This is a genomic window from Halorussus aquaticus (genome assembly GCF_024218795.1).
GTDB classification, from domain to species: domain Archaea; phylum Halobacteriota; class Halobacteria; order Halobacteriales; family Haladaptataceae; genus Halorussus; species Halorussus aquaticus.
Map to the genome: position 1 here is coordinate 64,836 of NZ_CP100403.1, position 21,371 is coordinate 86,206.

Annotated in this window: 17 protein-coding genes; 13 read left to right on the forward strand and 4 right to left on the reverse strand. The window is 56.4% G+C overall.

All coding sequences use genetic code 11. From position 1 onward, the window contains the following. Positions 1 to 191: 191 nt before the first annotated feature. Together NGM06_RS22810 and NGM06_RS22815 are read right to left on the reverse strand one after the other, a co-directional pair. Positions 192 to 449, reverse strand: coding sequence for a HalOD1 output domain-containing protein (locus tag NGM06_RS22810; RefSeq protein ID WP_254270869.1), 258 nt, complete (start codon positions 447 to 449; stop codon positions 192 to 194). Continuing rightward, positions 409 to 714: a DUF7344 domain-containing protein gene (locus NGM06_RS22815; RefSeq protein ID WP_368410523.1), complete on the reverse strand. Its 306-nt coding sequence runs from the start codon at positions 712 to 714 to the stop codon at positions 409 to 411. Before NGM06_RS22815 ends, NGM06_RS22810 begins: the two co-directional genes overlap by 41 nt. Positions 715 to 1,954: 1,240 nt before the next feature. Here NGM06_RS22815 and NGM06_RS22820 point away from each other — a divergent pair. The 3 genes from NGM06_RS22820 (at position 1,955) to NGM06_RS22830 (ending at position 3,864) form a co-directional block, all read left to right on the forward strand. Then, entirely contained in the window at positions 1,955 to 2,287 is a 333-nt protein-coding gene (locus tag NGM06_RS22820) for a HalOD1 output domain-containing protein (RefSeq protein ID WP_248654328.1), read from the forward strand. Positions 2,288 to 2,456: 169 nt separating this feature from the next. Then, positions 2,457 to 2,771: a HalOD1 output domain-containing protein gene (locus NGM06_RS22825; protein ID WP_248654329.1), complete on the forward strand. Its 315-nt coding sequence runs from the start codon at positions 2,457 to 2,459 to the stop codon at positions 2,769 to 2,771. 550 nt (positions 2,772 to 3,321) lie between these two features. Next, the gene (locus tag NGM06_RS22830) at positions 3,322 to 3,864 is read left to right on the forward strand and encodes a DUF7342 family protein (protein WP_254270871.1); all 543 of its coding nucleotides are present in this window, start codon (positions 3,322 to 3,324) and stop codon (positions 3,862 to 3,864) included. A 324-nt stretch (positions 3,865 to 4,188) separates the two neighbouring features. On the opposite strand, the gene NGM06_RS22835 is transcribed toward NGM06_RS22830, so the two are convergent. Next, the gene (locus NGM06_RS22835) at positions 4,189 to 5,076 is read right to left on the reverse strand and encodes a DUF8172 family protein (RefSeq protein ID WP_254270872.1); all 888 of its coding nucleotides are present in this window, start codon (positions 5,074 to 5,076) and stop codon (positions 4,189 to 4,191) included. A gap of 424 nt (positions 5,077 to 5,500) precedes the next feature. Further along, positions 5,501 to 5,767, reverse strand: coding sequence for a winged helix-turn-helix domain-containing protein (locus NGM06_RS22840; RefSeq protein WP_254270873.1), 267 nt, complete (start codon positions 5,765 to 5,767; stop codon positions 5,501 to 5,503). A gap of 218 nt (positions 5,768 to 5,985) precedes the next feature. Here NGM06_RS22840 and NGM06_RS22845 point away from each other — a divergent pair, with 218 nt between their 5' ends. The 10 genes from NGM06_RS22845 (at position 5,986) to NGM06_RS22890 (ending at position 21,299) form a co-directional block, all read left to right on the forward strand. Then, entirely contained in the window at positions 5,986 to 6,405 is a 420-nt protein-coding gene (locus tag NGM06_RS22845) for a DUF7985 family protein (protein WP_254270874.1), read from the forward strand. Between the two features lie 29 nt (positions 6,406 to 6,434). Then, positions 6,435 to 8,171 carry a DUF8186 domain-containing protein gene (locus tag NGM06_RS22850; protein WP_254270875.1) on the forward strand — a complete coding sequence of 579 codons (1,737 nt, stop codon included), beginning with the start codon at positions 6,435 to 6,437 and terminating at the stop codon, positions 8,169 to 8,171. Between the two features lie 3 nt (positions 8,172 to 8,174). Next, entirely contained in the window at positions 8,175 to 9,011 is an 837-nt protein-coding gene (locus NGM06_RS22855) for a hypothetical protein (protein WP_254270876.1), read from the forward strand. 2 nt (positions 9,012 to 9,013) lie between these two features. After that, a complete protein-coding gene (locus tag NGM06_RS22860; protein WP_254270877.1) occupies positions 9,014 to 10,129 on the forward strand; it encodes a TrbL/VirB6 family protein in 1,116 nt (371 codons plus the stop codon). A gap of 2 nt (positions 10,130 to 10,131) precedes the next feature. Further along, on the forward strand, positions 10,132 to 11,253 hold the full coding sequence (locus NGM06_RS22865; protein ID WP_254270878.1) for a TraC-like domain-containing protein: 1,122 nt from the start codon (positions 10,132 to 10,134) through the stop codon (positions 11,251 to 11,253). Then, on the forward strand, positions 11,246 to 13,453 hold the full coding sequence (locus NGM06_RS22870) for a VirB4 family type IV secretion system protein (protein ID WP_254270879.1): 2,208 nt from the start codon (positions 11,246 to 11,248) through the stop codon (positions 13,451 to 13,453). The genes NGM06_RS22865 and NGM06_RS22870 overlap by 8 nt, the downstream gene beginning before the upstream one ends. Further along, positions 13,446 to 17,261: an ATP-binding protein gene (locus tag NGM06_RS22875; protein ID WP_254270880.1), complete on the forward strand. Its 3,816-nt coding sequence runs from the start codon at positions 13,446 to 13,448 to the stop codon at positions 17,259 to 17,261. The genes NGM06_RS22870 and NGM06_RS22875 overlap by 8 nt, the downstream gene beginning before the upstream one ends. Then, positions 17,258 to 18,142, forward strand: coding sequence for a bifunctional DNA primase/polymerase (locus tag NGM06_RS22880; protein WP_254270881.1), 885 nt, complete (start codon positions 17,258 to 17,260; stop codon positions 18,140 to 18,142). The genes NGM06_RS22875 and NGM06_RS22880 overlap by 4 nt, the downstream gene beginning before the upstream one ends. After that, positions 18,139 to 19,650 carry a primase-associated protein gene (locus NGM06_RS22885; RefSeq protein ID WP_254270882.1) on the forward strand — a complete coding sequence of 504 codons (1,512 nt, stop codon included), beginning with the start codon at positions 18,139 to 18,141 and terminating at the stop codon, positions 19,648 to 19,650. The genes NGM06_RS22880 and NGM06_RS22885 overlap by 4 nt, the downstream gene beginning before the upstream one ends. A gap of 248 nt (positions 19,651 to 19,898) precedes the next feature. After that, positions 19,899 to 21,299 carry a hypothetical protein gene (locus NGM06_RS22890; protein ID WP_254270883.1) on the forward strand — a complete coding sequence of 467 codons (1,401 nt, stop codon included), beginning with the start codon at positions 19,899 to 19,901 and terminating at the stop codon, positions 21,297 to 21,299. Positions 21,300 to 21,371: the final 72 nt, after the last annotated feature.

The following is a 21,371-nucleotide window of genomic DNA, read 5'->3' on the forward strand; positions in this document are numbered from 1 at the left end:
TGACTAAAGTAACATTTGAGAGTGGGAATATCGAGTGGGCATCCATTTGCGAGGACTGCATCATAGAGTACGTTCGGGATTCGACCGTCGCTGAAATCGACCGTGTACGGCTATCATGAACTATGGTCTGAAGGCACCACGAATTGCACGATTCAGAGCGTAATTGACCAACCAGCGAGTACATATCTACTTCACTCCACCGCGTCAGACGGCTGGATTTCGATGCGGCCTGAACTGAACACTCGCACTGTATGGTCACAATACGTGAACACCACCCTCCCAAACCCACGAGCCGTCCCTGATGGCGTCGGCGCAAACAGCGCATGTGTCGGTAGCCATCGTCGGATTCGAGGTCGTCCGCACGTCCCGTCGTCGGTTCGCTCACAACCAGTCGTCGGGCAGTTCGTCCTAATGGTTGTGAATGAGTTCGAGGAGTGGTCGCAAGTCATCGAAGTCAGGACCTTTCGTCACCACGTTCTCGTCTCGATTCCAGTCGATAACGCCCATATCCTCCAGTTTCGGGAGGTGCGTGTGGGTCATCTCGATGATGAGTTGGTCGAACTCGTCGTCGGTGGTGGCCAAATCGCCGGGGATGTCGGCTTCGTCTTCTGGATTATGATCGAGTAACGTCATCAGCAGCCGCCGTCGGTACGGATTTTGAAACAGTTCGAGTGCTTCGTCGAACTCCAGCCGAGTGGTGGCGGGTGGCGTCATTTGACTACCACCCATTTCATTCGAAGAGTGAAACACCTATCGTTGACTCATATCCTCACGCCCATGTTCTGAGCTGGACCCCGAACAAGGGGCATGATTCACCCAAATATTCAATACCCAATTCAGCGTGAAAATGTAGTGGTTTGTTACGGTTCGCACCCGAGACTGTTCACGTTGCCGAACCATGTAACCTAGAGGCTGAATAAACCCGTCTCACGAGTCACACGACCGTGACAGACTCACCAAATCGAAGCGTCACCCGTCCGACGGCCTTGTGCCAGCTGAGGCAGATGGTGCCGACCTCGACCGATTGAAAGCGGTGTGACAGCACATACATCAACTCAAGCTGGCCGAGCTGGCTATATCGACTGGGACGGAGAGACACAGACGGTACGACGTGCCCGAGCTTCGACGAACTCGTACCGCTGCTCGCCGCAGTGAACGACCCCGATGATGCACAGGGCGTGTTCCCTGACCGATAACGACACAATACGATACGTAACGAGAACCTACTACATGCCTCGAACCATGTCCAGCACACCATCACCGCGAACTGTCCGTGTCCACAACCCTTCTAGAGTACGCCTACAGCCACCACGAACTCGGTATACGGTCGGAGAGTTGCAGAGCCATTTCGCCCAGTGCCCAGATGACTGGATGGTAAAAGAGAATGAGTATCTCGTCTGGCGCGGCTGTGGATACGTCAGGTATCTCTAACACGTTCAGTCACCATGCAAGTAATTGCTACAATGGAGACCGTCGCTGGAACGGGGAACACCTATCATCTGTTGAATGAGACGAAGTCGGGGAGTCGGTGTGGCTCAATCCAAATTGAATCTCGATTTGGTCGGCACGCCCACGAAATGCTGAAACGTGAAGAAGCCGAACAACAGGGCTTGGAGCCCTGCTTACGGTGTCAGTCATATACCGGTGAGAAATGAACTCAACCGCTCCGTGGGAGGCGAGAACGGTTGCTATCGGAAGGTATGATGGAAACGAGTATTCCCGCCGGTACAAGGCGTAATCCGATCGTTTTGCTGCAACGGCACAGCGTGGTGAGAGACTAGGCTGGTATCCTGACGTTGGCTTTCTCCTTCGAAGGGTATTGATGTCTAGGCAAATCGAAAGTAGTCGCACGCCGCTGTAAGTTCGCCATGGGTCAGGTGAACGGTTATGGGATTCGTGTGAACGGATAGCACAGCACTGGTGGTTAATGGAACCTCACGTGGCAGGAAGAGGTATGCAATTCGACGCCCCGAAGGTGCTAGTTGACGCTGACCCACGGCAAGGCACGTACAATGCGACGTACCACTATCCGTCCGACCCACCGAGTACGACGGTCGCGCTCGCGCTCATGGAGATACTGGATAGCAATGTGACTGACCTCACGCCCATGCATGAGGGAGCGAGCGTGAATGCGGACGCGCTCGACGACCTGTTCGACCCGGCTGTGGCCGAAGGTGAGCCGGAGGGGATTGTGACGTTCACCTATCACGACCACACGGTCATGGTCAAAAGTCATGGTCGCATCGTCATCCAGTCTCCGGACGCATCGTCCAGTCGGCCGCTGTGACGGCGACTGGATGACGACGGGGGATGGTGTTACCTACGCTTGGTCGGTAAGCACGTGTGGTGGCCCAGCCTTGTGCTATACTGCTCCCCCATGGTGGGAGGGGTCCGATTGGATATCCTTTTGCACCGATGAGCCTCGGGTTTTTCTCCATACGGAGTGTACCTGCCCCATGGGAGAAAAGGAGACGGCGGACGTCAGTGAGAGCGAGTCGAACGTCCATCATCGGAGCATCTTCGAAGACGTCGATGAAAGCCCCTCGGCGGAGTTAATCGGAATACTCGCGGAACTCAAAGGCGTTGGGACAGACGAGCTTTCGCCCTTGTACTCATGGGTGGATAGTTTGATTAGTGACCTGTACTCGTCGCCGCCACCAGCCGAGACCCAAGCGGTGATTGAGTTCACGTATGAGGACTATCGCATTACGTTGTATCAGGACGGCCACGCTGTGCTGATGGAGCGTACCTCAGAGTCGGGCACCCACTAGCGTTTAGAATCATACGGAGGCAATTCAGTCCAAGCGGGGGTACCCGGCTGATTGCTTCCTGAGTAGACTAAGGACGAGTGCAGAGCATGCGCGTCTAGTAGAGGAGCGGTGCTTCTATCAATCTGGTTTGATTTTTCTTGGTTTTCGACGGTTATTGTCAAGGTTGAATAGTGTTATAGTGGCCTGAACATAGGGTAGCTCTCGACGAGCGCGTCTCAGTCTGAAACAGGCGGTCACCCCCCCAGTTTCGTTTGTAGATGTCGCCAAATAGTCAGGGTCTGGAAGATGAAGTTGCACTCGAAAAGTTGCCTGACAAGACGGGGATGAGAGTCATCCAGCAGTTCTGAAGACCAACCGACCGGCGTCAGCTCGAACCATCGGGTGACGTCTTCTTCTCCGACTTTAGGGGTTAGACTATCTGCCTTAATCTCTGTGGACACCAGCTCGAAGTCCGTATGAGTTTGGTCAAGTCGATCAAGCATTAGTCATCCACTTCGATATAGGACGAGCGACCTCAATCTATATCAAGATAGAGTGTGACTCGTAGAGTATGACCACCGACGAATCAAATTCCGACAACGGACTCATGGAACGCCAGACAACCGGTGAGGATCGAGTACGGATGGTCACGCGTCAGTTGTCAGAGCCACGGACCGCAAACTGGATCGCCTCCGAAGCAGACTGGTCGCACGAACCGACCAAGCGCGTCCTCGAACGGCTTGCCGACGATGGTATTCTCCGTCGTGACGACAGCGGTACACACACCACGTACTCGCCGGATTCCCGCCGTCAAGCCATGCAGGAAGCAACGCGCCTTCGAGACAGCGGGCATACTGTCGAAGAACTCACTGGCATCCTTGCTGACATGAAGGCACAGATCCGGGACTGGAAGGACGAGTTCAACGTTGAGTCACCGAATCAGCTTCGCGGAACAATCGCCGACGAGGCTCTTGATGCTGAAGACGAAGACCGCCGCCGCGAAATCGCACGTGAGTGGGAACATCTCCAGCGCCGCATCCAGATCGTCGGGTTCGTCATCCGAGAATGGGACTTTCTGGCCCCAACAACTGAGCCAGCCGAGGCCAGCAGCTAACGGATGTCTGTTCCACATCCCGGTGGTGATCCGAACGCGAATCTGTACGCGCAACTGAAGCAGGACGTCCTAGAGCGTGTTCCCCAGATTACAAGCCGGTCCTAGATACAACGCAAAACAGGGACGTCTCTCTGAGTTTCTCGGTTTTTCAACTCGCTCTCAAATCGGGATACCTAGTACAGCACTAAGTTTATACCGCTTGGACGACTTTCTTCCGGTATGAGCCTTGAAGAGACGGTCGATTACCTCGCCGAGGAATTTGACCTTGAGCGAAGTGACCACGTCCGAGAGGTCGGTCAGTCGGTCGCCGACCTCCACGACTGATCAAAACAGTTCTCTGAAATCCCGTTCGACAAGTCCAGACTCCAGATAGTCGATGAACTTCTGCTTTGTTGGCCCTACTGTATCGAGAAGATCCGCTCGCTCTGCACGCTCAAGGACTGCGCGAGCAAACTTCGTACAGTGGTCTTCATGCCGAGTAGCGTACACTGAAAGAGCGTCACGCCAGTGCATATCTAACTCAAACTCGGCTAATTGAATCTGAATCCTGTCTTTCCGCTCTACAAGATCGATGCCCAGCTCTTCTAGTTGCTTGAAGCGGATATTGTTCCCACGGACTGTGATAAGTCGCTTCGACTCGATGATATACGGATCAACCCATTCTTGCCAGGTTTCATCGTCGTAGTGGGTCCGCGGCATCTCGAAATTCGAATTCACGCTCTCGATACAGAATTGCAACATCGCAATCCCAGTTCGATGATTCGCGTTTGGCAACGAGTGACGGAGAATGAGGTTCGACATCACCTCGCCAGCAACCTGTGGGAGTGGTGCTTCCCAAGAGACATGGTCGAGTGCCTGCTGAATCTTCTGTGGCTCAAATTCCTTGTAGAGACGGAACTCATCCTCCTCTCGGACATCCACAGCCGCTTCTAGCAACTCAACTAATCGAAAGGCGACAACTTGTCCCTCGCGAGGGAGTTCGGCGATCTGATTGCCAAGCCATTCTCTATCGAAGTCGATATTTGTCGCGTCCTCGATTTCTGTTTCGCTCTCGTAAAGGACGTAGATAGGGGTATCAAATGGATAGCCGATGAGCTTTGTCGCACCGTCTAGCTCCTTTTGCTGGACGAGTAGGTCCGCTAAAGAAGCCGAGCTATACCTTAACGAGAAATTCTCGGCTTGAGGATGATGGTAGTGGACGACCTGAGCCATCTGTACAAGTAGATTCGTGGTACGGGCTTAAATCAACCAGGCGTTCTTTCCTGATGAGAGGTGGTAGGACGCAATTTTGGGATGGGGGAGAGTGCATTTGGAGTGTTCGTTGCTAGGAGACGGTGTTTGTGAACTACCCTATCCTACTCACTCGCCGCTGACGCGGCTCGTTCCTTGAGGGGTGGGTTCCTGATTCACAACGAGGTGAACCAAGGCCAGAGCGGCGGCAGGTCGTACACTCACGAACTCGACATGGACCCACTTGACAAACAAGGCGAAGTCTGACCGTTCGGATTCGGCGGCTATTATACGCTGAACAGGCGCAATACTACGCCCATTATAACGTTCAACGACCGCATTAGGCACTTGATGAACGAACGCCAGTCAAGGAGGTAAACTAGACAGTACCCTCGTCAGGAACGGTTCAATTCTTTGAATCGTTGAGTTCTTCGTACTCAATGTCGCCAGCGAGAACTTGCTCGCCGAGTTCCGTGATGCGGTATGCGGGGTCCTCGTCATGACGCTCAGCAAGATCATGATCAACAAAGATTGGACAGCGCTGAGAAATCCACTGTCGGCTGAAGTCAGTATTGATTTCGAGGTTCTTTGCCGTGTGCCAGCCCTCATACTTTCCTAGTTCTTCGAGAATGTATGGGTCAGCAGGTACCGCCCAATTAACTTCTCGATACATATGGATATTTTCACCCTCATCCGAACAGATGTATATACCTTCCGATTAGTTCTCTGAACATCTTCTCGAATGCTAGAACATATAATCATATACCAGAGAATACGTTCGTATGTTCAAATTCATATACCCCGTCTGTTTGTGGTAGAACTGAACGCTGATTCCACATCCCGTGACACCCCCCGCAATCGAACGGACGATGGAACAGCCAACCATAGCGTATGCAACAATCAGATACCGACTCCCCACAAGAAAAGTCGAAAACCACGATACAGAGTGCTGCTGGACTAAAAATCCCCTTCACCATCGTAGTACTCTCACTCATAGTAGTTGAGCCAGCGCTCGCTCAAGAAACATCACAGGGCGCGGTCTGTAGCGCAGACAAACTCCCTGGAATGATTGAGGGATTCTTCCAACTGACAACCGGACTCGGCATCGTTGGTCTCGCCGTCGTCTGGCAGGCCGACTCGCTGATCGAGATGTTCACCCTCAATCCCGAGCAGAAGAAGGCCCTCAAGCGCCACAAGCGCTCAGCGATGAAGTCCACCATCGTCCTCGTCGTCCTCGGCCCGCTGTATACCGTCGCCGGATCGATGATGGGCCTCCCGCTGGCACAGTGTGTCGACCTCGTCCCCTGGTAAGCCACTTCCCGATCCCGTTGCGAGCCCTCATGGAACAACGAGAACGCTCCATACTCATGGCCGTCTTGTTCGTGACGAGCTTAGTCACAGGTATCGTCACAGCAAGCCCGCCGCGGCCGGGGACGGAAGGAAATGGACTCACCAAAAACGAGTCGGCGACACTCTGGTCGCGCGACGCGGACAATTACATCAGTCAGGAGGAGTACCGCCAACGCTACGGTGACGAGCGGACGTCGATCCACCAGCTCGCAAACGGGACGGACATCACGTTCAAGCGGCCGCCCGCAACTGCCGCAACGTGGACTCGAAACGACTTCGAAGACCTCGAAGCTGGAAGTTCAGATACGTCTGTGCATCCGCCTCACGCGTCGCTTGACGACGGTGTGTTCATCGAGGATGCCCATGCGACTATGTTTGCCCTTCAGCCGTCGACCCGTGGCCACCTCGAATCCGGTGACACCCCACTCTACATTGCCCCGAATGGGACGATGCGCGGACTCGTCGATTATCGCGTCCGCGTGCCGAACGGGAGTTCCTCCGAAAACAGGACCGTCGAGTGGTCGCTCACGGAACACGAGATCGAGGAAGTACGCCTGAAGAAAGACGGGGAGACCATCGCGAGGACTGATGGGTCACACACGCCGGCCATCGACTACCAGATCACCGACGACTGGAGTGCAACCCTCACTCTTGAAGCAGAGATCCACGTTCGGCTGAAGAAGACGATACGGACCGACGTGGGTGGCGGAACCAACGTCGACGTCGTCTACCGTGAGGAGACGCGAAACGTTTCGGACTCGGTCGATGTCGAGATATACGACCTCTCTGCGTACCCCTACTACGCCGAGTACCCCAACGGCGATGCTGGCGTGGCTATCTTCCAGTCTCGTCCGTGGCAAGGGTACACTCTCACCGACGAGGGGGACGCGAGCGTACGTGGTGTCTGGCGGTTCTACACGGCCCGCAACACCAACTGGGATACGCTCGTCAGGTCGAACCGAACTGACAGCGCCGAAGTTGAGTCCGATGCCATCCCCGTGTACGTCCACGCGTATCCGTCCCGAATCGGACCACGAGCTGATCCCGTCCGGGACGGCCCCAAAATCATCGACACGTGGGGAACGGAACGCCCCTCCCCGCTGGAGACTATCGGCGAGAACGTCAACGTCGAGATCGTAAATCAGTCCTACGAGACGACGTATGGTGTCGCCGTCCGCGCCGAGAACGTCGACAGAGAGGCACTCCACGTCGCAGGCATCGTTCGCGGTGTGAACGCGTCTATCGTCGAGCCCGACGCCGGTTCCGAGCGGCAGCTTCGTCGTAGCAACCTCTCAGTCGAGGTTCTCCAGCAAAACGAATCACAGGCGACGCTTCGGATTGAACTACGTGACAACCAGACTGGCGCACCGATCGTCCTCAACGATAGCGCCCGCCGGTATCCCATCGGCGGCACCTCACGTGATGGCTACATCACTATCGCCGATCGGGAGGTCGAGACCAACGCCTCTGGCGTAGCCATCGTGACGATCACTGAACCCGGTATCTACACCGCCCGGTATCATCCAGGGTCGTGGCTCGGACACAATCCGGCCTACGTGAGTGATACGGCGACCGCCCGGTGGCATCCACTCGGAACCATCGACGGCTGGTTCGCGTTCATCTTCGAGGTCGGCTGGCAGTTCATTCCCTTCTTCGTAATGTTCTACGCGGGACGCCGTCTCCTCCGGATGCTCGGCCCAGAAGACATCTTCCAACAAGATCCATAGCCCATGACACAGAATTACCCACACATCAGTAGGCGAAACGCCCTCCGAACAGTCGCAGGCGCCGCGCTTGCGAGCGTGGCTGGCTGTCTGAACAACGGTGATAGCTCCGGAACTCCCGGTGACGGGACAACCGATTCAGAGAGCAAGGGGCCACTCAAGCGAGTCGCTGTCGACGGGACGACGCTCGTCGTCGAGCTCTCGGACGAAGCCGACGTCGACCAGGTCAACCTCATCCAACCTAATGGAGAGCTGTTCGGAAAGCGTGACGTGGCCGCAGGGGCCCAACAGGTATCGTTCGAGATCGGAACCACGTACGAGCCCGGAGAGTACCGCGTGGTCGCTCTGAATGGTGAGGAGACTGTCGTCGAGAGTACCGAAGAGATCAGGCCACAGGTCGAGATTCGAGACATCGGGCTGTATCGAAACAATCCAGACAAACCTTGGGATGAGGTCTATGGAGAGAGTCAAACTGATAGGAAAAAGAACGGAGAGGCATTCGTTACAGTAGAAAATACGGGCAGTGGTCCGGATGCTGTCGTGGAGCTGCAGTTTACTGGGGATGTCCCCAATCCAATCGAGGATCCTAGGGGTGGTGGGCTGTATGAGACTGAGCGTGTAGTAATCCCCCCTGGCGAGACGATTGACTTGTTCAGTAGCTCATTCCCGTTCGGAACAGAAACAGCGGACGGAATGGGCTGCTCACCAGATGGCAACAGCGGCCAATTCACTGCAGCTGTTGAAACTCAGGTTAGTGGTGATCAGGTTTCAAAAACCTACGAAGTCCAATACTCTGGCTCCAACGACATGACTGATTGCGAGGTTACAATCACGGAGTCCTAACTATGGTAGATCTGATTGACGTCGTACTGGAAGGAGCCAAGGCCGTAGTCGATTGGTTTACCGGTCTGTTCATGGACGGGCTCAGATCGGGGTACGAAACATTGACGGAGGGGATGTTTGGGACACCCACTCCAAACACAGATGGAGCATTTATTTTCGGAGATCCGACGAACGCACCTTGGCCCGCAATCCAAGATGCTCTCGTCGGTGGTGAGATTATGCTCATTTCTCTTCTACTCCTCGTGATGAGTGTTCAAGGGCGGCACACGGTTCGAATCTTCAATATCGGAAGTGCCTACGAAGCCCGAAAAACGAAGAAAACTGCATGGGTCGGTGCATTCCTTATCATCACTTGGTACTGGGTTGGGTCTCTGGCTCTCTACCTCGTCGATGGGTTCACTATTGCACTGATGCCAGAGCTCTCCTCGGTCACAGAGGCTATGCTTGGATATTTAGAAGTGTCAATTACGAACCCCGGATTAGCACTGTTGTTTGCCCTCGTTGGTGGAATTTCGATGTGGGCATTGGAGGCACTATTCTACATCCGGGAGATACTCATCTATGTTTACTTGTATGGAATGCCCGTTGCCTTCGCTCTCGCCTATGGGAATATTCCAGTTGTCTCTGATATCGCTCTGGGGTTCAGTAAGCGGTTTGTCCCACTAGCGGTTCTCCCACTACCTGCCGCAATAATCCTCAAAGGATACGACCTGATTTACGCTGGAGAAACGCTGACTCCCGGAACAAAGTTCCTCAAATATCTGGTCGCTGCATCACTTCCGCTAATCGCGCTTTACGTGACCTGGAAGACGTTCAAGTACGCAACTCCACTAACCGCCAAGGTCGTAGGTGGTGCGACGAAGGGAGCTGCCCTCGTTGGCGGTGTCGCAGCCGGTGCGTATGTCGGCGGTGCTGGCGTCGCGACGACGGCAGCACGATGGGGGCCAAAAGCGGCTGCTGGTCACGCTGTCGCACAGAAAGCAGCTGCTCGAGGGGGTCACAGCGGCGGGGACAGCGCCCCTCCATCATACCGCCGGACTGAGAACGATCCAAGCGGAGCAACGACAGAGGCATCGAGCACTGATCGTGGAATGGAGTTTGATCGAGGAATCCACTAACAATGTCGATGGATCAAGACGCAGCCGCACGGCGCATCATGGACCAGTTCGGCGAAGAGAGTCGCATCCCCTACCTCAACATCGAGGAGGGGGACGTCGGTGTGCTCATCGCCTTCCCGATCATGGGCCTGTTCATCGCTGGCCTCACTGGTATCGAGTCACTCGCCCTCCCGTTCGTAGCAGGAGGATTCGGGTTTGGCGTTGCCATCATCTACGTCTCTCCCGACCACCTGAACGCGTGGACGTGGACGAAGGACGTCTATCGCTACGCCAAGCGACCGCGAGTTACGTTCAGTGCCCCAGAGGAGCCCAAGAGTGACACGAACGAGACAGAGCGGAATGAAGGCGGTCTCGCGAACTACACGCCGTTCAAGCCGGACGAGCGAACGCAGGACCTCACGAACGTCAAGCGAGCATGGCCCGGTGCTGGAGCGATTCAACGTGCGGATGGAACGATGGAAGCATTCATCGAGATCGATCCGGGGAACATGGACTTCGCCATGTCTGACGACTGGGCCCAGCTCCAGGAGGCGGGCGAAGAGTTCGCCAACAAGGAACTTGATTCGAAGCTCAAACTCCACGCGACAACCCGGTCATTTCCGGTAGAGCAAATCACCGAGACGATCGAGGAGCGGCTCAACGACGAGGACGTCAAACAGAACCCGATCTTCCGGGAACTCCTCGAGGAGTACCGCGAGACGCGTCCCAAAGAGATGCGTGACCGGGGCATCCAACAGGTGCGCTACTACATCGGCGTCGAGGTCACGCCACTCGAAGTCTACGATAGATACCGAGACGAAGGGACACCCGCCGAGAAACTGACGCAGTTCCCTGTCATTGGGTTCCTGTTCAACCCATTCGTGACTCGTCGTGAGGACCTCACAGATGTCGAGCGCCGCGCCCAGATGTTTGAGAAGCTGGACAGCCGCGTCAACGACGTTCGCGCCGAGTTCATCCAGCAGGCGTCCGGGTGGTCTGCTCGCCGGCTCAGTACGGTCGAACTGTTCGTTCTGAATATGGACTTCTGGAACGGTCGCGAGCACGACTACGACGAGGCAGAGCGTGTTGTTCGCGAGCAACCGATCATCGGCCACTCGCGCCGGGAGGATGAGACCAATGCGTAACGTTGTCCTGCAGGCGGGTGGCGGGACCTTCACCCAACTCACAGAGTGGCTACGGAACCCAACGTCACCCGAGGGTGCGGCGATTTACCTTCTGTTGGTTGTAGTCCTCGGCGTCGTCGGGAAACTCCTCTGGGACTGGCACACCGCCGACGACGAACCCGAAGTCGATTTCTCGGACGTCCTCGACGAGGAGACGCTCGAAGAGGGTCACGCGGAAGGCCAGCTCCTCGACGACATCTCTGAGTCCCACAAAACGGTGACTGCGCCAGCAGCCATCGAGTGGGAGACACGATCCGCACGCGTCGGCGAGCAGTGGACGACGACGCTGTACATCGCGGACTACGCCGATTACCCGAACGACGGGTATCTGAGCGATCTCTTCGAGTTGACCGACGTCGAGTTCGACCTCACAGCGCACATCACCCCGAAGAACCAGCAGCGAGCGCGGAACGAACTACAGGACATCGCTGACGACCTCCAGGTCGACGCCGATCTTGAACAGAGTGTCCGCAGTGCGTACCTCCAAGAGCGAGCAAACGAGGCCGCTGCGACCTACAAGGCCGTCGAGAGCGGAGCGAACGTCTTCGACCAGGGGATGTTCGTCACGGTTCGCGCCGACGACAAGGAGGACCTCAGGGACTCAGTCCAGAAGGTCAAGAGCGCCCTCCGCGACGACCCAGCGAACCTCACGCCGAAGACCGCGATTTGTCGGCAAGACCTTGCCCTCCAGTCCGCCGCACCCATTGGCGACAACGAATTCGGTCGCGAGTCGATCGCCCTTGGGGGTGCCGTCGGAGCGTTACTCTCCTCCCCGCACAACGCAACGATTCTCGAGGAAGGCGGAGTCGAGTTCGGTATCCACAAGGACAACCAGAGTCCCGTCGTCATCGACCCGTTCGCCCGTGACAACGGGTATGCGATGTTCACCGTCGGCGATACTGGGTCTGGGAAGTCGTTCGGATCGAAGCAGAACTTCATCCGCTCTATCGAGCAGAGTAAGGACCGAATTGGCATCATCCTCGAACCGCTCAACAACTGGGCAGGCGTCTCCGAAGCACTCGGTGCGAAACGCATCACCGTCGGTGGGACGCTCGGTCTGAATCCTCTGGAGATCCGCCAGACACCCGACCACGTCCAGCGGGCGATGGGTGAGGATGCGAGCCCGTTCAACGAGAAGCTCGACGACGCGATGAGCTTCCTGACGAACTTCTTCGCACTGCGGGGTATCTCGCTCGGCGACCGTCGGACGACGCTCGAACTCGGTCTCAAGCGTGCCTACAAGCGCAACGACATCACCGACGATATCTCGACGCACAGCAACCCCAGCCCGACCATCCGGGATATGATGGACGTCTTCGAGGACATGGTCGACGACCCCGATGAGTTCGTCGTTCGTTCCGACGAGGAGGCCGGGAAGATTCGCGAGGACGCGACGTGGCTTCTGGACCAGCTTCGTCCCTTCGAGGAGGAGGGTCGCCACGCTAATCTCGGGAAGTCCTCAGAGTTCGACATTCGCGACGAGAAAGTCATCTACCTCGATCTCGCACAACAGGAGGGCAGCGTCGACAGCAGCACGGCACTGACGATGCAGTTGCTCATCTCGCTCGTCTACGAGCGGGCGAAAGAGACGGACAAGGAGGTCGTGTTCGTCATTGACGAGGCGCGGTACATCATGCAGGACGCTGCGAGTCTAGCGTTCCTCGAGACGGTATTCCGACATCACCGTCACCACGATCTCTCGATTCGTCTCGTTACCCAGACCGTCGACGAGTTCTTCGAGCACGCCGAGTCCGAAGCCATTCTTGACCAGTGTGCCGTCAAGCAGTTCCACCGCCTGGATGGAATGGACGACCAGTGGGCCGACGAGTTCGGGTTGAACTACGCCCAGATGCGCTACGTGCAGGACGCGGTCCCCGGCAACGAGGACGCTGGGTTCTCTGAGGCGCTCGTCGGCGTCGACGGCGAGTGGCGCGGCATCAAGGTCGAGGCAATGCCCAAGGAGAAGCAAGTCATCGACTTCGACCCGACCGAGCAACGGCGATCCTCACTTCCCGGCGCTGGTGAAGGCGCAGTTGATACGGACGTCCAGGAGTTCCGAGAGAAGCTGGAAGAGCAGGCGACGAACGGACAGTCGAAAGAGTCGGAAACCGTTTCTGCCAAACCTGACGGCGGGTCGATGGAGGGAGAGGACGATGCGTGAGTATCTCCGAGTCACGCCCACATCCGAAGGCCTGGATCCCGAGGGAATTCCTCGAGTCCTCGAAAGCCTACATAAACTGACTACCACGGAGTCAACGGGACTCGCACAGAAGCTGAACCCACTCCACAGTGACACACCGCTCCGATTCGAGTTTCTCGCACTGAGTGAGGGAGCAGACGACCCTGTCGAGTTCTTTTACGGCGCCGACGGGCATCTCGACACACTCGAAAAACGGCTCCGTTCGATCTATCCCGAGACATTCGATATCGAACGCGTCGACGTCGACGTCGCCTCTCGGCTCATCCAGCCAGTCGAATTCACACGAGCAGAGTTCCTCGAACACTACAAGGTGGGGCAACTACAGTACGAGTTTGGTCCTGACGAACAGCACGAGCTTGTCGATGAAGACCGTAGCCAAGACCAGACACCAGCGGCCGAAGCATCCCCCTTTGCAGATGGCGGCGCAGCGGTCGAGTCATCTGCTGGTCACTTCGTTGAGGTTGGTGATACCGCCCTTGAGCTGGCACCACCGAGCGAAATACCGGACGAGCAGCCACTGACGACGCTCGAAAAGCCAACCGAGACGGACGAGGGAACGATACTCGCTCGGCCAACCATCGACGCAATCTCGCCAGTTGGCGTGCGCTGGTCCGGTTCGACCACCCGGAAGAACGACTGGATGACGTCATTGACGCCCTTCGCCTCTGGCGATGGCGACGACGCCTTAGTGGCTGTCGACCAGCCCGGCGCGACGCTCGCGTCACTCGTCGACCACTTGATGGAGGCGGCTTCACCTGTGGCGTTTCAGGTTGTGTTCCAGCGACGGGCGAGCTGGCAGTCCGACGCTGAGGTCCGAAAAGAGGACCTCGTCGACGGGCGGGATACCTTCTTCCAGGAAGTCGTTGGATCCTTCCTCGAGGTCGAAGACCAGCGGAGCGATCACGACGAGAAGCAGCTCAGGGAGTCAGTCGAAAAACGCATTGAGTATATCGACGCGAAGAATCCCAAGCGGTCGTTCACTGCTAACATCCGAGCAGTCGGCGTTCCGACAGGGGATGAGGCTCGCGACGAACTCGCGGCCCAGATGGACTCACTTCGCCCTGTGTTTGACCCAGTGGACGGGCCCTATTACGAAGTCAAAGGAAAACGACTCCGGGCAGACGGTTTTCGTGAAAAGACGAAGGAGAAGAACGCCCAGACAGCCCTCCGACAGTTGCTAGATCGAGAGATTACGACTGGCCGAGGCAAGACCCGACCGGATTTCGTCCTCAGTGGGACGGAACTCGCGAACTTCTTGCTCGTCCCTTCGTCCGAGCAACTCACCGTTGAGGGGACGCGAGGAACTCGAGCTGAGCAGCAGAGCCGGAACCCGCTCCCGTGGCCCAATCCAGATTTGGTTCAGCAGTTCCAAGAGGGCATGGCTATCGGCTACGCGCTCGACGAGAACGGCGAGCCGCGACCGGACCCGATCCGGGTTCCGCCGGATTTGCTGACGACGCACTACGGTCGGTTCGCATCGACTGGCGGCGGGAAATCGAAAGCGATCGTCAACGACGCGCTCTCGCTCCGCGAGACGACCGGCGGACCCGTCGTGATCGTCGATCCGAAAGGCGATGGGATGTGTGCGAACTACCTTCGCTGCCACTACGAACGTTTCAATGGATTGGACGACGTCTACCAGTTCCGTGTCCCAGAGACTGTCCCAGCGTTCTCCTTCTTCGATATCCGTCCTGCTCTCGAAGTCGGGCGGAACCGCGAGGACGCGATTCAGGACAAGGTCGACCACTTCCACGACATCCTGCGGATGATTATGGGCCGCGAGCAGTACGGCCAGGCATTTGTCGCGAACGAGATCCTCAGCTACCTCATCAAGGCACTCTTCGACGAGGAGTACGGGAGCGATGTCTTCGGTCTGGACGACCTTTTCGCGGCAGCTCTCCGGATGCAACGAGAGCGAACTGTCCCACCGGTATCGGCGGACAACAGGAACGTCGAGGAGTCACTCACGCGGCACTTTGCGAAGGACGACCACCGGTTCCAGGTGTCGATGGACGCCGTCGGAAACCGTCTGGACAAACTCAGAGAGGACGCGCACCTGCGACGGATCTTCAGTCACGTTCCCGAGCAGAACGACGCCGGCGAGTACGTCGACAATCGCTTCGACTTCCGTGAGTTCCTCGACGAAGACGCCACGGTTCTGTTCGACTTGGGCGATCTGCGTCCCGAGGCACAACGGGCAATCACACTCCTCCTGTTGAGTAACCTCTGGGACGCCGTCCAGGTGCGCCGGCGTGATGGAAAGACAGACTACGAGAACCTCACCAATCTCATCATCGAGGAGGCCGCCCCCGTGGCCTCGACAAAACTCGTCTCCGAACAACTGCTTCCACAGGGACGGTCATTCGGCCTGAGCATGGGACTTGTGATGCAGTTCCCCGGCCAAGTTCGAAATCGAAACGAGCGCGCCTACGACGAGGTCCTCAACAACATCAAGACGAAGCTCATTGGGAACATCTCTATCGAGCGCGACCTCGCCGAGTCGTTGGCCCACGAAGACCTGAGTCCGACTGACCTCCGAAATCGAGTAAACACGCTCCCCAGCGGAGAGTGGATTGCTCAACTCCCGAGCCCCTCGTTTGGGAAGACAGGGCCTGCTCCGTTCTCGGTGAAGCCGCTCCCGATAGCAGCGGGCCATCCAGAAAGCGACGAGCCGCTCTCTGTCGAACAGGAGGACCACTTCGAGTCCGTGGCTCTTCTACGGCTGTCGGAGCGTACACAGACCCAGTACGGACTTGCTGAGGCCCCAAGCGAATCGGAGACAACCGACGATGAGGGATGGGGGAGTAGACCGAACGTTGGACAGTCTGCATCTGCAGGCTCCGCGAACCCTGTGGACTCGACGCAATCATCGTTCATCGGACAGGCAACCAGTGGTTCAGCAGCCGACGAAGAGAGGGAGAAAGACGCGGACACCATTAATTCCCTGTTTGGAAATATGGGATCCGTAGAGTCAGAAGAGTCGGCCACAGAAGAGGAGACGAATCCCGTCGACGAAAACGGATCGTCGCCAGTACAGGCAGGTGGTGTGACCGTCTCGGATGACGAACTCCGACGGCGCGGACTCACTCACGACGACATCCGGTTCTTGACTCGCGTCCTCGACGTGATGAACAGGGACGCATCGAATCATGGACTCATGGATTCAATGAGTGCGTTCAAGGACGACTTTGATGACCTGGACGTGCAGCGGCTCATCGACCAGGACCTGCTGGAAGAAGGGCGAGCCTGCAGTCGGAAGTACTACACCGTCCTCCCGGCAGGGCGTGAACTGCTTGGCCAGAAGCTCAAGGTCGGCCCTGGTCAAGGAGATATCGGCGAGAAAACGCCGCATAAGGTCGGTGTGAAGCTACTCGAGCTGTGGTTAGAAGCGCGCGACGAGGTCGTACAGGTCGAACCCTACTACGAATACGACGAGGAGACGGTGTTCGACGTCGCCGCCTTCGACGCTGACGGAGAACTCGTGTGGGTCGGTGAAGCGGAACTCCCGAGTAACAACAAACACGCGCCGGTTGACGACTATGACAAGCAGAGTGCGGTGGACGCAAACGTTGTCTGGGCGTTCAACAGACGCGAGACAGCTGTCGAGGTGCTGGATCGACTCGCAGAGGCCGACCGGATAGAAAGCAGTGTGAGTGGGCGTGCAGCCCGTCGATTCTCGGATATCCGGGAAGCCGTCGAATCGTTCGACGCAGAAGGGATGACGACGATTCGGAGCTTCAACAAGCTCGATGAGGAGTTCAATCCATGAGCTGGCGCCAAGCTACGCGCGAGGAGATTTACCGGTACTACACGGAGGAGTTCCCCTCGTACGTCGACGAACTCCCGTCGTTCATCACAGCGGAAGGGCCGAAACAGTACGCACTCGCGTTTCGAGAACCCCACCCGGTACGGAAAGACGGAGTCCCGGATAAGGACTTCATCCGACGAGACACCTGGCAAACGAACACCTCCGGAGAGCGGACCTCAGCAGCATTCCACGACTTCGACGATATCCTCGAGTTCATCCGCTACCCAGCACGGAATGATCCGCTCGGACGGAGTGACTTCGCGCTCGCAGATCCCGACCTGCTTGACAAACCAGATCCACATCCCGATGCAGTGTACTACGCCCTCGATCATTGGGAACGGCCGTGGGTGCTCCTCGTCGATATCGACGCGAAAACGATAGCCCGAGAACGAGCAACTCGAACGGTATCGGACGGGGATGTTTCGGGAGACAGCGAGGAACTGCTCGATGCTGTGGGAGTTCTCGAAGCGGATCCAGCAGGCTACCCGTATTCTTTCGCTGATATCGAACGGGCCATTGACTACGGTTTCGAGGTGCGAAATATTTTCGAGGATGACTTCAACGCCGAAGAGACAATGGTGGTGTACAGCGGCCAGGGCGTTCACGTCTATCTTCTCGATACCGATCCTGCTCATCGATATGACGCCAAGAGTCGAGAAGTGCTGAACGACCTTCTGCAAGACACCTACGAGATTCCCATCGACCCAGTGGTTACCGCCGACCGTCGTCGAGTCGCCCGGCTCCCCTACTCGTTGCACGCTGACGTCTGCAGTATCGTCACGCCGATAGAGAGCCCGAGCTTCGACGTTCGGTCTGCGACACCGGAGGTCATCCAGTCGTGAGTCAATCGACCCCTGTCGAGGACGAGCGTACTGCCTACCGCGTTGCGACGCTCCCGCTCGAATACGGCACGACACGCATCAACCAGCTGTTCACTCGGGGCTACAATCGCTACATCGTCGACGGCGAAGACCAACCAGAAGATCTGTTGAACGACCTCGAGCGGTTCGGGACGGCGGCGTTCAAAGAAGATATCAGGACAAACGCTGCGGAGGAACCGTTCGTCGACGAACCGGGAACACTCGCCGTCCTCGCGACGTTGAGCGCGATCTGCGTCAAGGCGCATCCCAAGTTCGAACACGCTCCGCCGCGAAAGGTACAGGTCCTCTACGATATTCGAGAGTTGTACGTCAACAATCTCGCTTCCCTCCTTCGAGAATTCGGTAATGGAAGTCTCCAACAGGATATCGCAGAGGTACTGTACGCGAAAGGTCCCGGAGAGGACGGCCCGCACCCCGGCCGCGTTTGTACAGGGATCAAGGAGATGCCCGAGTTCGGTGAGGGATTGTATCTCGAAATCCCAATGGCTGCAGCATCGAGGAAGTGCCTCGTCCACGCCGACACCGAGACAGGAGAGGCCGGAGAACTGCTCACTCACGTTAAGGACAACCGTCTCTACGTGCCGGTCGGTGATTTCGATACGAAGTATCGCGAGTACGCCAGACGCGCGTTCAAGAAGCTCCTGCGAGTCCAGGAGGAGAACCTCTCCGAAGACCAGCTCACGTGGCTAACGACGAATGAGTCGGCCATCACAGACCGCATCGACCGCTTCATCGAGACGGGACACCACGAACGGATCTGGCGAGACTGGAACCCTGGTGAACGGACTATCCGTGTGCTTCGGGACGCGATTCGAGACGCTCCAGACGAAGTCGCTACGCTGGGGAATTTCTACTCAGCGAAGGAGCTGTTTGAAGCAGTGGAGGCGTACGATCCGGAAGCGGGCTGGAAGCGAGACGTGTGTAATCGCATCTCGAGTCCACGGAGTCTCGGAAATCTTCTCGCATCCCAGCGCGACCACCGGAGCCTCACTATCCGACAGCACGAAAATACGAACCGCTATCGGATTCAGGAATCTACGCGTGGCGTCCAGCCCCTCACCATCGAATCAATCGAGGACCTGTTTGAACTCCCCTGCATGGCGAACATGGCCGAACGCCTCCACAAGAAGAAACCAGTCCGAAAGGACCTGTACAACTTCGCCCGGATGGTGATGTGGCTGCCACAGTATCAGGACAGCGACCTCGAGACCATTGTCACAGATCTCAAGGACGTCTTCTCGCGGTGGCCGTGGTACGATGAACAGGTCACCGACTACCAGATTCGCTACGAGTTCTCGAACACGATTGGAGGCGACACCCCGCTTCCGATGAACTGCGACAACGACGATATGCAGCGGTACTGCATCGGACAGGATGAGTGTCCATACTCGATCTGGGGGAGTCTCCCCTTCCCGGATGAGATGTACGATCGTCTGGATGAGGCTGGATCTACGGGAGAGGAGTTCTAGCTTTGCTGGGAACCAATAGGTTTGATCAAAGCGGCCCTGTTGAGAATCTCAGGCGCTTACTGTTCGTTGAGGCCGTGCTGAACACAGAGCACAAACCTTGCAGAGCAATAGATCCCGAAAGGCCGAAACCATAGAGAGATGTTTTTGCGTTTTGTGCACTCCTTGTAGGTTTCCAAGGTTGGTTGGATTCTATCAATGGTAGGATAACAACCATTGATTCTATTACGCGTCGTTTTTCCTGTACTGATATGGTCGATGACGAATATTTGAACCCAGTTTTGGAGAAAATTCACTATGTTCCTATTCCAGATGAGCCTCATGTTCAAATTGCGGAAGATTCCTCGTTTGACTACGATGTCGAACGACTCATCACAGAAGGGCTTGGTGTGGACCCTCAAGCAAAACGGCATTCACTTGAGACGCTCCGTCGTGGATTCGTCCCTCTGCTTTGCGATGCAATTGAGCAGGCGGCGACATCTAACCAGTCGGAGGTAGAGGCATTCAAGGATTACAAGGCTGAATTTTTCCGGTCTATCGTCCACCGTGATGAATACACGTATCGGATTATTTTTCCGCTTCAGCAGAGTTGTGCCGATGCGCTGAACGAACCGGTAGCCGTGCTAGGTCACGAGTTGCAACCAGCTGACCACGCTGAGCTGGAATCCGGGTTGGAATCATATTCGGCTCGCGGTACGTCAGAATCCTACACAGAGGCGGCTAACCTGTTTCGTGAGTACGACGGGGAGTACTGGCAGCTTCAGATTGATGCTAGAGACAATGCGTTTGCGTATCAACGCGCAACAACTGTTCTCCGTTATTTCTACGGAATTCTAAATCAACTAATGCTACGATGGAGACGACTGAGATGGACAACAGATGGCGAGCCGACTCAAAGATCAGCCCCAGGACTGCGGCTGCCGGCGGGCATGCTGGTGTACTCGAATACGGCAGCAGAAACTCGCGATGAACATGCTCAGCTGACGATCAAACGAGAGTCAATAACTAAACAAGGAGGTCGCAGCTCAGCATTGGATGCCTATAGCTCTCTTCCCCAATTGCCATCGCTTGATTCACTTACCGAAGCTCAAGAGAGGCTATTCGCAGCAGCCACTTCATATCAGAAAGGGTCGAGCACAGCCAACGCGAATGACGCGTTTTTCGCATTCTGGCGCGGGATTGAGGTCTTAGACGTGAGCGAGCAGTTAAGTAACGAAGAGCTTGTCACCCGAGCACGACAAATTCTCTGGTCAGTCAGTGGCTCAGATTTAGGTAATCCTGAGACACGGAAGGGAGGACTCCGGTTCGAAAGGTCACGCCTGTTGGACGCAATGGACAGGCTCGATGAACTCCGTAACAGGATGGTGCATGAGGGGCCGGGGGTAGAGATTCGGCCAATAGATGTCGTAGCCGCGAAAACATTACTTGACGCGTATTTTGATATCTACTTTGAATATTGGGACAAGGCCGATACACAGGCCTTCGAGAAGCTGTTGGATGGATTCGCCCTCTCATCTGATGAACGCTCCGACCGAATTGCAGATCTGGAAAATCAGATTGATATTTTGAAAGAAGCAGACGAATTTGACACACAGAGAATACGTGCCGACCATGAGGATGATATATGGTGGCCAACCATTCCAGACTACTGAACTTTTGCTGAGATGTAGATTCGATTCCAGTCGCAGTAACGGTGTTCTTTGAACTCGGAGGCTGAACGAATC

Bases quoted from the DNA above. Each gene is read 5' to 3' on its own strand.
- NGM06_RS22810 (WP_254270869.1), bottom strand. From the start codon at position 449: ATGACTTGCGACCACTCCTCGAACTCATTCACAACCATTAGGACGAAC.
- NGM06_RS22815 (WP_368410523.1), bottom strand. From the start codon at position 714: ATGACGCCACCCGCCACCACTCGGCTGGAGTTCGACGAAGCACTCGAA.
- NGM06_RS22820 (WP_248654328.1), top strand. From the start codon at position 1,955: ATGCAATTCGACGCCCCGAAGGTGCTAGTTGACGCTGACCCACGGCAA.
- NGM06_RS22825 (WP_248654329.1), top strand. From the start codon at position 2,457: ATGGGAGAAAAGGAGACGGCGGACGTCAGTGAGAGCGAGTCGAACGTC.
- NGM06_RS22830 (WP_254270871.1), top strand. From the start codon at position 3,322: ATGACCACCGACGAATCAAATTCCGACAACGGACTCATGGAACGCCAG.
- NGM06_RS22835 (WP_254270872.1), bottom strand. From the start codon at position 5,076: ATGGCTCAGGTCGTCCACTACCATCATCCTCAAGCCGAGAATTTCTCG.
- NGM06_RS22840 (WP_254270873.1), bottom strand. From the start codon at position 5,767: ATGTATCGAGAAGTTAATTGGGCGGTACCTGCTGACCCATACATTCTC.
- NGM06_RS22845 (WP_254270874.1), top strand. From the start codon at position 5,986: ATGCAACAATCAGATACCGACTCCCCACAAGAAAAGTCGAAAACCACG.
- NGM06_RS22850 (WP_254270875.1), top strand. From the start codon at position 6,435: ATGGAACAACGAGAACGCTCCATACTCATGGCCGTCTTGTTCGTGACG.
- NGM06_RS22855 (WP_254270876.1), top strand. From the start codon at position 8,175: ATGACACAGAATTACCCACACATCAGTAGGCGAAACGCCCTCCGAACA.
- NGM06_RS22860 (WP_254270877.1), top strand. From the start codon at position 9,014: ATGGTAGATCTGATTGACGTCGTACTGGAAGGAGCCAAGGCCGTAGTC.
- NGM06_RS22865 (WP_254270878.1), top strand. From the start codon at position 10,132: ATGTCGATGGATCAAGACGCAGCCGCACGGCGCATCATGGACCAGTTC.
- NGM06_RS22870 (WP_254270879.1), top strand. From the start codon at position 11,246: ATGCGTAACGTTGTCCTGCAGGCGGGTGGCGGGACCTTCACCCAACTC.
- NGM06_RS22875 (WP_254270880.1), top strand. From the start codon at position 13,446: ATGCGTGAGTATCTCCGAGTCACGCCCACATCCGAAGGCCTGGATCCC.
- NGM06_RS22880 (WP_254270881.1), top strand. From the start codon at position 17,258: ATGAGCTGGCGCCAAGCTACGCGCGAGGAGATTTACCGGTACTACACG.
- NGM06_RS22890 (WP_254270883.1), top strand. From the start codon at position 19,899: ATGGTCGATGACGAATATTTGAACCCAGTTTTGGAGAAAATTCACTAT.